This window comes from Halanaerobiales bacterium, assembly GCA_035270125.1.
Classification (GTDB): Bacteria; Bacillota; Halanaerobiia; order Halanaerobiales; family DATFIM01; genus DATFIM01.
In genome coordinates this window covers 1-12,807 of sequence record DATFIM010000139.1, presented here as the reverse complement: position 1 = coordinate 12,807, position 12,807 = coordinate 1, and the positions used below count along the sequence as shown (strand labels likewise).

Annotated in this window: 15 protein-coding genes and 1 other RNA gene; all 16 read left to right on the top strand. The window is 30.0% G+C overall.

Translation table 11 applies throughout. The features are described from left to right. Nucleotide 1 precedes the first annotated feature (1 nt). Nucleotides 2-808 carry a pyruvate, water dikinase regulatory protein gene (locus VJ881_07285; GenBank protein ID HKL75852.1) on the top strand — a complete coding sequence of 269 codons (807 nt, stop codon included), beginning with the start codon at nt 2-4 and terminating at the stop codon, nt 806-808. Nucleotides 809-827: 19 nt separating this feature from the next. Then, nucleotides 828-1,817 (top strand): deoxyguanosinetriphosphate triphosphohydrolase, encoded by a 990-nt coding sequence (locus VJ881_07280; protein HKL75851.1) that lies wholly within the window; start codon nt 828-830, stop codon nt 1,815-1,817. Nucleotides 1,818-1,893: 76 nt separating this feature from the next. Then, a complete protein-coding gene (dnaG, locus tag VJ881_07275; protein HKL75850.1) occupies nt 1,894-3,687 on the top strand; it encodes a DNA primase in 1,794 nt (597 codons plus the stop codon). Further along, entirely contained in the window at nt 3,688-4,767 is a 1,080-nt protein-coding gene (gene rpoD, locus VJ881_07270; GenBank protein ID HKL75849.1) for an RNA polymerase sigma factor RpoD, read from the top strand. Nucleotides 4,768-4,834: 67 nt separating this feature from the next. Continuing rightward, a complete protein-coding gene (locus VJ881_07265) occupies nt 4,835-5,956 on the top strand; it encodes a Nif3-like dinuclear metal center hexameric protein (protein HKL75848.1) in 1,122 nt (373 codons plus the stop codon). 52 nt (nt 5,957-6,008) lie between these two features. Continuing rightward, nucleotides 6,009-6,341, top strand: an RNA gene (rnpB, locus tag VJ881_07260) — RNase P RNA component class A. Between the two features lie 97 nt (nt 6,342-6,438). Further along, nucleotides 6,439-6,663 carry a hypothetical protein gene (locus VJ881_07255; GenBank protein ID HKL75847.1) on the top strand — a complete coding sequence of 75 codons (225 nt, stop codon included), beginning with the start codon at nt 6,439-6,441 and terminating at the stop codon, nt 6,661-6,663. Further along, entirely contained in the window at nt 6,656-6,856 is a 201-nt protein-coding gene (locus tag VJ881_07250) for a hypothetical protein (GenBank protein ID HKL75846.1), read from the top strand. Before VJ881_07255 ends, VJ881_07250 begins: the two co-directional genes overlap by 8 nt. A 149-nt stretch (nt 6,857-7,005) precedes the next feature. Continuing rightward, nucleotides 7,006-7,770, top strand: a complete 765-nt coding sequence (locus tag VJ881_07245) for a YebC/PmpR family DNA-binding transcriptional regulator (protein HKL75845.1) — start codon at nt 7,006-7,008, stop codon at nt 7,768-7,770. A gap of 90 nt (nt 7,771-7,860) precedes the next feature. Next, nucleotides 7,861-8,358: a crossover junction endodeoxyribonuclease RuvC gene (ruvC, locus tag VJ881_07240; protein ID HKL75844.1), complete on the top strand. Its 498-nt coding sequence runs from the start codon at nt 7,861-7,863 to the stop codon at nt 8,356-8,358. Then, entirely contained in the window at nt 8,355-8,945 is a 591-nt protein-coding gene (gene ruvA, locus VJ881_07235) for a Holliday junction branch migration protein RuvA (GenBank protein HKL75843.1), read from the top strand. Before ruvC ends, ruvA begins: the two co-directional genes overlap by 4 nt. Beyond that, complete coding sequence (ruvB, locus tag VJ881_07230; GenBank protein ID HKL75842.1) at nt 8,946-9,971, top strand: Holliday junction branch migration DNA helicase RuvB; 1,026 nt, start codon at nt 8,946-8,948, stop codon at nt 9,969-9,971. A gap of 18 nt (nt 9,972-9,989) precedes the next feature. Continuing rightward, nucleotides 9,990-11,018, top strand: coding sequence for a tRNA preQ1(34) S-adenosylmethionine ribosyltransferase-isomerase QueA (gene queA / locus VJ881_07225; protein HKL75841.1), 1,029 nt, complete (start codon nt 9,990-9,992; stop codon nt 11,016-11,018). Between the two features lie 31 nt (nt 11,019-11,049). Then, nucleotides 11,050-12,165 carry a tRNA guanosine(34) transglycosylase Tgt gene (gene tgt / locus VJ881_07220; protein ID HKL75840.1) on the top strand — a complete coding sequence of 372 codons (1,116 nt, stop codon included), beginning with the start codon at nt 11,050-11,052 and terminating at the stop codon, nt 12,163-12,165. A gap of 132 nt (nt 12,166-12,297) precedes the next feature. Continuing rightward, nucleotides 12,298-12,627, top strand: coding sequence for a preprotein translocase subunit YajC (yajC, locus tag VJ881_07215; GenBank protein HKL75839.1), 330 nt, complete (start codon nt 12,298-12,300; stop codon nt 12,625-12,627). Between the two features lie 31 nt (nt 12,628-12,658). Continuing rightward, on the top strand, nt 12,659-12,807 hold a 149-nt coding region (locus VJ881_07210), incomplete at its 3' end, for a S26 family signal peptidase (protein HKL75838.1).

The window sequence follows — 12,807 nt, the reverse complement described above, 5'->3', positions numbered from 1 at the left end:
GGTGATAAAATTGCAAGAAAAACCTAAAGTATATGTTGTATCTGATTCAATAGGGGATACTGCTCAGAATGTAGTGGATGCTGCAGCAAGTCAATTTAATTCAGGTCATATTGAGACAGAAAGATATTCATATATTAAAACATCTCGTGAATTAAAAAATATCATAGAAAGAGCAAAAAAAGATAAATCTTTAATTGTTTTTACTTTAATTAATCCTAAATTAAGAAAAGAATTTGTTGAATTAGGTGAAAAAAATGATGTACCAATAATTGATATTATGGGTCCAGTTATGAAAAAATTTCAAGATATGCTTGATATAGAACCTAGACTAAAACCAGGTTTGGTTCATAGATTAGATCAAAATTATTTTAAAAGAGTTGAAGCTATGGAATTTACAGTAAAATATGATGATAGAAATGATGATAAGGGTATTAGACTTGCCGATGTGGTATTAGTTGGAGTATCTCGGACTTCTAAAACACCTATGTGTATTTATTTGTCTTATAGAGGATATAAAGCAGCCAATGTTCCATTAGTTCCAGAAGTTGAAGAGTCTCCTTTGCTTTATAGAAATCCAGGTAATAAAATTATTGGTTTAACTATTGATCCTTTATTATTAAATGAAATTAGGCAGGAAAGACTAAAAGCTTTAGGATTAAGTCCTGATTCTCAGTATGCTTCTATAAAAAGAATAAATAATGAATTAGAGCATGCAGAAAAAATAATGCAAAAAATAGGGTGTCCTGTTATTGATGTTACTAATAAATCAATTGAAGAGTCGGCCAATGAAGTTATGTCTTATATTTAAATTTTAAGGAGGCTATTTTATGTTTTCTAGAATTGACCTGGAAGAAAGAGAAAAAGAAATATTTTCTAAATATGCCAGCTTTAGTAGTGAAAGCAAAGGAAGATTAAAAGAAGAAGCAAAATGTGATATTAGACCTATTTTTCAGCAGGATAGAGATAGAATTATTCATAGCAAGGCTTTTAGAAGGCTTAAACATAAAACCCAGGTATTTATTTCTCCTGCTGGGGATCACTATCGAACCAGGTTAACACATACTCTGGAAGTAAGTCAGATTGCAAGAACTATAGCGCGTTCCTTAAAATTAAATGAAGATTTAACAGAAGCAATTTCATTAGGCCATGATTTAGGCCATACACCATTTGGTCATGCCGGAGAAGCAATTTTAGATCAGATTTCTAATAAGGGTTTTGAACATAATAAACAGAGTTTACGGGTAGTTGATTATCTGGAAGATTTAAATCTTTCCTGGGAGGTAAGAGATGGGATATTACATCATACAGGAAACGAATCTCCTTCTACTCTGGAAGGAAAAATAGTAAGAATCGCAGATAGAATTGCATATATTAATCACGATATTGATGATGCTTTAAGGGCAGGAATTATTAATAAATCTGATTTACCTAAAAAGTCTATCAAAATTTTAGGAGAGACTCATTCTGATCGGATTGATAAAATGGTTAGAGATATTGTTTTAAATAGTTATAATAATCCAGAAATATGTCGAAGTAAAAAAGTTAAAAAAGCAACATCTGAATTGCGAAAATTTCTTTTTGATAATGTCTACATTGGTAGTGGAGCAAAAAAAGAAGAAGTTAAAGCTGAAAGACTATTGAAAATCTTATTTAAGTACTACAAAGATAACAAGAGTGAAATTCCTGCAAAATTTAAATCTATGATAGATAAATTTGGTATTGAACAAATTATTATTGATTATATCGCGGGCATGTCAGATCGATTTGCTATTGAAAAAGGGGAAGAATTATTTATTCCCAGCCCCTGGTTTGATTAATAATATTTTAATGTTATAAAGTGCAGGAAAATAAATTTATTTGACGAATTATAGATATATAAAAGGTAGGTGAATTATGGGAACTCTTTCTAATGAATTTAAAGAAGAAGTTAAAGACAGAGTAGATATTGTAGATGTAATATCTGATTATGTAAAATTAAAAAAATCAGGTAAAAATTACAAAGGACTCTGCCCTTTTCATCAAGAAAAAACACCTTCCTTTACTGTAAACCCAGCCAATCAGTTTTATCATTGTTTTGGGTGTGGTGCTGGTGGCGATGTCTTTAGTTTTTTAATGGAAATTGAACATATTACTTTTTTTGAGAGTCTGAAAATGACTGCTGAACGTGTCGGAATGGAATTACCTAATCAAAGTAATCATCAAAAAAAGGTTGCCAATTTTAGAGATAAAATTTTTGAAATAAATATGATTAGTGCCAAATTCTATAATTATCTGTTATTAAAACATGATATTGGGGAAAAAGCTCTTGCATATTTGAAAAATAGAAATTATAGTGAAGATGATATAAAAAAATATAGTCTTGGATTTGCTCCAGATAAATGGACTGCTCTTTATAAGTTTCTCAAAAATAAAGGCTATACTAAAGATGAAATGGTAAAAGCAGGTTTGCTAGTTAAAAAAAATGAACAAAAATTTTATGACAGGTTTAGAAATAGAATTATTTTTCCTATATTTAATAGCAGAAGTGAAGTTCTTGCTTTTGGAGGAAGAATAATAGACGATAGTATAAACCAACCCAAATATCTTAATTCTCCAGATACAATGGTCTATGATAAAAGTGATAATCTTTATGGTTTGAATTGGGCCAAAAAATATATGAGAAAGAGCAATAATGCAATAATAATGGAAGGTTATACTGATGTGTTAACAGCTCATATGAATGGTATCAAAAATGCTGTGGCATCATTAGGAACTTCTTTAACTGAAAAGCAGGCAAAAATGTTAAAAAGATATGTTTCTAAAGTCTATATAGCATATGATTCAGATACAGCTGGAGCTAAAGCAACACTTAGAGGACTTGAAATTTTAAAAGAAGAGGGATTAAATGTAAAAGTTATTAAATTACCTGAAGATACTGATCCAGATGATTTTATCAAATTAAGAGGTGAAAAAAAATTCTTAAACTTAAAGGATGATTCTCTTTCACTAATTGAATTTAAAGTTGATAATATAATATCTTCTAAAAATTTAAGAAATGCTGATGATAGAATTAATACTACTCATAAAATAGTAGAAGTTCTAGCACAAATTAAAGATCCTATTGAAAGAGAAGTATATACTAAAGAAATCGCAAAAAAAATAGATTTAGATACTGATTTATTATATCAGGAAGTTGAAAAAAGACGAGAAAAGACAAAAAGAACTAATAAAAATAATAAAAATAGAAAATTTAATAACTACCAAAAAAGTAATAAAAACGAAAATAATATTCAGAGAATAAATGATATTGAAAAGAAAATTTTAAAATCCTATATTGATTATCCAGAGTATAGAGATTTTATAAAAGAAAAAGTAAATAAAGATTACTTTTTTGATAATATAACTCAGGAAATCTGGGAAAAATTAAAATCATTAAAATTTGAAAAAACGCCTGATGAAGTATTTTTGCAGTTAGAAAATAATAGTGTTAAAAAATTATATATGAAATTAAAAGTAGAAGAAAAAAGTGATATAAATAAATCAATTCTTAAAGCATATTTGCACCAATTTGAAGAAAATTATCGATATAGATATAAATTTAATTTATACAAAAAATTACAAAAAGAAAATATTTCTTTAATGGATTTAAATGAAATTTTAATTTCTTATCAAAATTTATTTAAAAGCAAAGGGGAAGGAGGGATCTAGATGGCTGAAAAAAGGGTTGATACTCATAATATAGAGGAAGTAAATGATTTAGTTATTCGTGGTAAAAAACAGGGTTATTTAACTTATGAAAAAATAATGGATAAACTCGAAAAAACCCAGTTAAATTCTGACCAAATTGATGAAATATATGATATTTTTAATGATTTAGATATCGATATAGTTGAAGATATTTCTGAATTAGATGATGAAGAAGATGATAAAACTTTAGACTTAACAGTTTCAAAAAGTAGTGGGATTGAAGATCCTGTTCGTATGTATTTAAAAGAAATCGGAAAAGTAGATTTATTAACAGCCGAAGAAGAGGTTCAGCTTGCAAAAAGAATGGAAAATGGAGATGAAAGAGCCAAACAACATTTAGTTGAAGCTAATTTAAGGCTTGTAGTAAGTATTGCAAAAAAATATGTTGGACGGGGTATGTTATTTTTAGATTTAATTCAGGAAGGTAATATGGGATTGATGAAAGCTGTAGAAAAATTTGATTATACTAAGGGCTATAAGTTTAGTACTTATGCTACCTGGTGGATAAGACAGGCTATAACCCGTTCTATTGCTGATCAATCCAGAACTATAAGGATACCGGTTCACATGGTAGAAACAATAAATAAACTAATTAGAGTTTCCAGACAACTTTTACAGGATAAAGGTCGAGAACCTACAGATGATGAAATTGCAGAAGAAATGGGTTTAACTGCAAAAAAGGTCAGAGAAATCAAAAAAATATCACAGGAACCAGTTTCTCTCGAAACCCCTATTGGTGAAGAAGAAGATAGCCATCTTGTTGATTTTATTGAAGATGAAGACGCTCCTGCTCCTGCATCAGCAGCAACATTTATTTTGCTTCGTGAACAATTAGATAGTGTACTTGATACACTTACTGATAGAGAAAAAAGAATTTTGGAATTAAGATTTGGTATAGAAGATGGGAGATCTCGAACATTAGAAGAAGTAGGTAAGGAATTTGATGTAACAAGAGAGCGCATAAGACAAATTGAGGCAAAGGCTTTACGAAAATTAAGACATCCAACCAGAAGTAAAAAATTAAGAGATTTTTTGGATTAACCTTGTTCTAGAGAGCAAGGTTTTTTCAATGAGAAATTTTTATTATTTGCATTAAGGAGGATTTTAAATGGTAAATGCCCAGATGATTATTAGTCTATTAACTGATTTAGCTCCCCAAAATTATGCCTATAATTGGGATAATGTTGGAATTCAGGCAGGAAGTTTAAATCAAAAAACAGAAAACGTTTTAGTAAGCCTTGATATTAATAAAGAAGTTCTTAATGAAGCTAAGGATAAGAATTGTAATCTAATCATCTCTCATCACCCTGTTATCTTTGATGAATTAAAATCTATACATGATCAAACAGCAACTGGAAGGATAATAATTGATTCTATTAAAAATGATATTACACTCTATTCAGCTCATACTAATTTAGATGTTGCCCAGGGTGGTTTGAATGATTATTTAGCAGATTTATTGGATATTAATAATTTAGAGGGACTTTCCTTAAAAGAGAGGAAAAATTATTATAAATTAGTTATTTTTGGTCCTGAAAAAAGTTTAGAAAAGATAAGGGATAAGGTACTTGCTAATGATGCTGGTCAAATTGGTAATTATAGTAAAACTTCTTTTGTAACAAAAGGTGAAGGGACATTTCAACCCGAAAAAAATAGTAACCCTTATTTAGGTAAAGAGGGGAAGATGGCCCGGGTCAATGAATTTAGATTTGAAACTATCGTAAAAGAAGAAAATTTAAATAATATAATTAATTTAGTAAAAAAAGTACATCCTTATGAAGAAGTTGCTTATGATATTTATCCTCTTGAAAATAACTTTTCTGATATGAATATTTCATTAGGAAGAATTGGTCAACTTAAAAGGAATTATAATTTAATTGATTATATTAAAAAAGTAAAAGAAAAATTAAACTTACCATATCTTAGATATTATGGTAATGATGATTCTGAAATAAAAAAAGTAGCGTTATGTAGTGGTAGTGGAGCTGATTTTATTTCTAAAGCTAAATATAATGGGGCAGATCTCTACATTACTGGTGATGTAAAATATCATGAAGCTCAACATGCTGAACAATTAGGATTAAATTTAATTGATGCCGGTCATTATGGAACTGAAAAAGTAGTTAAGAACTTACTTTTTTCTTATTTATCTAAAAAAGTTTCTCAAAAAAATTATAAAGTTAATATTATAAAATCTGAATTAAATACCAATCCCTGGAAATATATTTGACAAAAATAGTAATTCAATGATATACTAGCTAATGGTGAAAAATGTCGGATTATAAGTTGGCCAGGTGATCGCAGCTGTTTATCAGCTGAGGAAAGTCCGAGCTCCAAAGGGCATGGTGCTGGGTAACTCCCAGTGGAGGCGACTCCCAGGAAAGTGCCACAGAAACAAACCGCCATTATTGGTAAGGGTGAAAAGGTGAGGTAAGAGCTCACCAGTGTTTAGGTGACTGAATAGCTAGGTAAACCCCACCTGGAGTAAGTTCAAATAGGGAGATTTAGGGCTGCCCGTCCTATCTTCGGGTATGAACGCTCGAGGTATCAAGAAATTGATACTGCAGATAGATGATCACCAATTACAGAACTCGGCTTATAGGCCAACTTATAATCTTTTTTAATTTTAAAAATTAATATTACATAAAGTATGTCTCAATATTATAAAGCTTAAAGAGAAGTAATAAATATTACATAAAATGAGGTGTTAATATGGCCAAAAATTTAAATGCTAATGAAATATTAAGTGCAGTTAATACCCTTGATAGGGCATTAACAAAAGTTACAAAATTTGAAAAAAATAATATTGAGTTTAGTGATAGAGTTTTAGATAATAGGATAATAACTCTTGAAGGCTATTTACGTTTTCTTAATAAGGAAGGGATACCAAGACTTAAGACATTAGTAAATAGAAAAGAAGGTGAAAAAAATGACTGATAAGATTTATTATAAAGTACAATATCCTATAAAAAAATCTATTAAAGTGTTAAAAAATATTGAACCAGAAGAAGTGGATGAATATGATTTTTCTGATAGTGAAAAAGAAAAAATCAAGTCATTTTTAAATAAATGGGAAAATGGAGCAAAACTTGAATTAGAAAATTTAATTAAAGACCTTAGAAAAGCATAAATTATGAAAGAGTCATGGTTAATTTTGGCCATGACTCTTTTTGCTGTATATGCCTGTAAGATAAATTAAGAGATGGACTCATTTATTGAAAACAGTTGTATTATGTGATAAAATAACAATTGGATTATGATTGTAAGGAGGTTATCTAAATGGCTGGTCATTCTAAATGGGCTAATATAAAACATAAAAAGAAAAAAGAAGATAAAAAGCGTGCAAAATTGTTTTCAAAATTAAGCAAAAAAATTGCAGTAGCCGCTAGAGAAGGTGGCGGTGATCCAGAAAAAAATCCTGATTTAAGAAGAGCAATAGAAAAAGCACAGGATAATAATATGCCTAACGATAATATAGAAAGGGCTATTAAAAGAGGTACTGGTAATTTAGAAGGAGTTAATTATGAAGAATTTGTTTATGAAGGTTATGGACCAGGTGGGGTCGCTCTCTATCTCGAAATAATGAGTGATAACCGTAATAGAACTGCTTCAGAACTTCGCCATATCTTATCTGAAAGAGGAGGAAATCTAGGACAGTCAGGTTGTGTAGCCTGGATGTTTGAACGTAGAGGACAGTATATTTTAGATCTTGATTCAACTGATCTGACTGAAGATGAATTAATGTTAGAAGCATTGGAAGCTGATGCTCAGGATGTTTTAGTAGAAGGTAATACAGTAACAATATATGCTGATCCAACAGAATTTGAACAGGTAAAAGAAAACTTAGAGAAAAAAGGTTTTGACCTTAATTCTTCTGATCTTGCTATGATTCCTAATAATAATGTAAAGCTTGATAAAAAAGATGCTAAAAAAATGCTAAAATTAATGGATGAACTTGAGGATCATGATGATGTACAGGAAATATATGCAAATTTTGATATTCCTGATGAAATCATGGAAGAAATCGCTGAGCAAGAGGATTAAACACTGAAAAGACACTGATTTTTCAGTGTCTTTTATCTATTTTAATATATTTTTATGTTAAGAAATTATGTATTTAAAGAGGTGATTTTTTTGATAATTCTCGGTATAGATCCGGGATTAGCTACATTAGGTTATGCCTGTGTTGAAAAAAATGGTAATAATTTTAAAAAAATAGATTATGGTACTATCAGAACTCCTGCTGATATGAAAAATAGTAATAGATTAAATAAAATTTTTATAGAATTAAATGAATTAATAGAAAAATATTCACCAGAGCATATGGCGGTGGAAGAATTATTTTTTAATAAAAATGTTAAAACAGCGATTAAAGTAGGTCAGGCAAGAGGTGTTATTTTACTTGCTGGAGCTCAGGCTGAATTACAGGTAGGTGAATACACTCCACTTCAGGTAAAACAGGCTGTAGTAGGTTATGGTAGAGCAAGTAAAATGCAGGTTCAACAAATGGTAAAAGCCTTATTAAGTCTCGAAAAAATTCCTAAACCTGATGATGCTGCTGATGCACTTGCAGTTTCTATTTGTCATGGTCACAGTGTTATTGCTCAAAAGAGATGGGGTGACCAACTTTGATTGGAAGTCTTCGAGGAAAAATAAAGACAAAATTTGAAAGTCAATTAATTATTGAAGTAAATGGAGTTGGATATTTAGTTGAAGTAGCAGATATAACCAGACTGCCTGCTGAAGGTAAAGAAACCCATTTATATATTTATACATATGTTAGAGAAGATCAATTAGCTTTATATGGATTTCAAACTATGGAAGAAAGACAATTATTTGAAATTTTGTTATCTGTTTCTAGAATAGGTCCAAAAGCAGCGATAAATATACTTTCTCACTTAAGTTATGATAGATTTATCAATGCAATTCTTACTGAAAATATTGCTGTTTTAAAAGAGGTTAAAGGGATAGGACCTAAGACAGCCCAAAGACTAGTATTAGAATTAAAAAATAAAGTTGATGAACTGGCTAAAAATATTAATATAGAAAAAAGTGAAAATAGCCAGGAAGATGAAGAATTGTATGATGCAATTTTAAGTCTGGGATATTCCAGAAAAGAAATTGATAAAGCTATGGCCAATGTAGATTTTAAAGATAATGAAAATCTTGAGATAAAGATTAAAAAAGTATTAAGCACTTTAGGGAAGGAGAGTTTATAAATGGAAGAAGAAAAAAGAGTGGTTACTCCTCAAAAAAAAGAAAAAGATCTTGATAGCACTCTCCGCCCGGAAAAATTAAAATATTATGTAGGTCAAAAAAAAGTTAAGAAAAAATTAAATATTTTTGTAAAAGCAGCAAAAGATCGAGGTGAGGCCTTAGATCATGTATTACTTTATGGCCCTCCTGGATTGGGGAAAACAACATTAGCTAATATAATTGCAAATGAATTAAATGTAAGTATTCATACAACTTCTGGTCCTGCCATTGAAAGACCAGGTGATCTGGCTTCTATTTTAACAAATTTGCAAAAAAATGATGTTTTATTTATTGATGAAATACATCGTTTAAATAAAATGGTAGAAGAAGTTTTATATCCTGCTATGGAAGATTATTCACTTGATATTATGATTGGTAAAGGACCAAGTGCCAGATCAGTAAGATTAGATTTAGCTTCATTTACTTTGGTAGGAGCAACTACAAGAGCTGGTCTTTTAAGTTCACCTTTAAGAGATAGATTTGGAGTTATTAATCGTCTGGAATTTTATAATGAAAAAGAATTAACAAATATAATTATGAGATCTGGAAGAATACTTGATATAGAAATTGAAGAAGAAGGAGCTGTTGAAATTGCTAGGCGTTCTCGCGGAACACCTAGAATTAGTAATCGCCTTTTAAAAAGAGTAAGAGATTTTGCCCAGGTCAAAGCAGATGGAGTAATAACTACTGAAGTTGTAGATAAAGCATTAAATTTATTAGAAATCGATGAAATGGGATTGGATAATTTTGATCATAGACTTTTAAAAACTATTATTAAAAAATTTGATGGTGGCCCTGTAGGCTTAAAAACTATGTCAGCTTCACTAAGTGAAGAAAGAGAAACCATTGAAGATGTTTATGAACCTTATTTGTTACAAATTGGATTTATTGATAGAACTCCAAGAGGTAGAGTTGCAACCAGTGCTGCCTATGACCATCTTGATTTAGAGTTTAATTCTAATGAACAGGAAAGATTATTTAAAGATTGAGTTTGATGGAGGGATTTTATGGATGTAAAAGAATTTGATTATGATTTACCGGATAAATTAATAGCGCAAAAGCCAGAAGATAATAGAGATGAATCACAATTAATGTGCTTAGATAAAAATACTGGAAAAATAAATGAAGAAATTTTTAAAAATATTATAGATTATGTTAACCCTAATGATATGATTATCTTCAATAATAGTGAAGTTATACCAGCCAGAATTTATGGTGAAAAAATACCAACCGGTACTGAAATAGAGATTTTACTTTTAAATGAAATAGAAGAAGGCAAATGGGAAGTTTTAGTTAAACCAGGAAAGAGAGTAAAAAAAGGAGTAAAAGTATCTTTTGGCAATGATTTATTAATCGGAGAGGCGGTGGAATATACTGATTTTGGAGGAAGAATAATGGAATTTTCTTATGAGGGAGACTTTTCTGAGATTATTGATAAGTTAGGTGAAATGCCTCTTCCGCCTTATATAAATAGAAAACTTGATAATCCAGATCGTTATCAAACTGTTTATGCCAAAAAAAGAGGTTCAGCAGCAGCTCCAACTGCAGGACTGCATTTTACTAATGAACTCATAAATGATTTGAAAAATAAAGGTGTTGGTATTGGTTACCTTACTTTACATGTAGGTTTGGGAACTTTTAGACCTGTTAGGACTGATAAAGTAGAGGAACATGATATGCACTCTGAATATTATGAATTAGATCAGAATGTTATTGACAAAATTAAAAAAACCAAAAAAAATGGTGGAAGAATAATTGCGGTGGGGACTACAGTAACTAGAACTCTTGAATCAGTTGCAACTCAAAATAATGGTAAGTTAAAATCCAGTAAAGGCTGGACTGATATATTTATTTATCCCGGTTATGAGTTTAAAGCTATTGATGCTTTAATTACAAATTTTCACCTACCGAAATCAACACTATTAATGTTAGTTAGTGCTTTTGCTGGAAAAGAAAATATCATGAAAGCCTATCAAAAAGCAGTTAAAAAAGAATATAGATTTTTCAGTTTAGGAGATGCAATGTTTATATATTAAAATTTTAATAGTTTTGAGAAAGGATGAGAAAATGGGTTTTAGTTTTGAATTATTAGATGAAGATAAAAACACCAGGGCAAGACATGGGATAATTAATACTTTACATGGAGATATAGAAACTCCAATTTTTATGCCTGTTGGAACTCAGGCTACTGTTAAAGCAATGACACCTGATGAACTTAAAAAAATTGGTTCTGAAATAATTTTAGCCAATACCTATCATTTGTATTTAAGGCCTGGAGCTGATTTGATAAAACAGGCAGGTGGCTTACATGACTTTATGAATTGGGATAGACCAATTTTAACAGATAGTGGTGGTTTTCAAGTTTTTAGTCTTTCTGATTTACGTGAGATAAAAGAAGAAGGTGTTCACTTTCAATCTCACTTAGATGGTTCTAAACATTTTATTTCACCTGAGAAAGCAATTCAAATTCAAAATAAATTAGGTGCAGATATAGTTATGGCTTTTGATGAATGTCCTCCATATCCCAGTGAATATGATGATATGGCAAAATCAGTTGAAAGAACAATTCGCTGGGCAGAAAGATGTAAAAATGAAAAAGAAAAAATTAATAACCAAGATCAGGCCCTTTTTGGGATTGTTCAGGGGGGAGTTCACAAAAAGCTTCGTAAATATAGTGCTCAGGCTACTACTGAATTAGATTTTCCAGGTTATGCTTTAGGTGGTTTAAGTGTCGGAGAACCTAATAAGGAAATGTATGAAATTTTGGATTATACTACTCCATTTCTACCCAAAAATAAACCTCGCTATTTAATGGGAGTTGGGACACCAGAAGATTTAATCGAAGGTGTTAAATATGGTATTGATATGTTTGATTGTGTTATGCCAACCAGAATTGCCAGACATGGACAGGTATTTACCCATAATGGGAAAATAACTATTAGAAATGCTCAATTTAAAGATGATTTTTCTCCAATTGATTCACAATGTGATTGTGAAGTGTGTCAAAGTTATAGTAGAGGTTATATACGCCACTTGATGAAAAGAAAAGAAATTTTGGGTATGAGACTTACTACTTATCATAATTTGTATTTTCTCTTGAATTTAATGCAGGAATTAAAGACTGCTATAAAGGAAAATAATTTCAATGAATTTCAAAAAGAATTTTACTCAAATTATAAATAATAGTTAATTAATAATATTTCTCCTAAATTAAGGCAGGAATATTAAGTTCGATTGTTGAATAAATAGAAAGAAGGAAAGATTAATTAAATATTAAAAAAGATCAATTAAATATTAAAAGGGGGATTTTTGATAATGCAACAGGGATTTTTGACAATTTTAATGTGGGTAGTTATTTTTGGTGTATTGTGGTTCTTTTTAATAAGACCTCAAAGAAAACAACAAAAAGAACATGATGAGATGATAGAAAATCTAGAAGTGGGAGACAGAGTAGTTACTATTGGTGGAATTAGAGGAAAAATTATTAATATAAAAGAAAATAATATTAGACTAAGAATTTCATCTAATGTTGATATCGATTTAATAAGAGATTCTATTGGTAGAATTGATCAGGAAAATCAACCTGAAGAAAAAAAGATAAAAGGTGAAAAAGAAGAGGAAAAAAAAGAAAAAGATGATGAATAAATTTGCTTTGTTAGAGTAGGAGGAAACTACATTGGATAGCACAGATATTAAAGAACTTATACAGTCACTTGTTATTGCTGCGATTTTAGCATTTTTTATAATCACATTTGTAGCTCAATCTTTTGTAGTAGATGGTCGCTCAATGGAACCTACTTTACATGATGGAGAAAGACTTTTTGT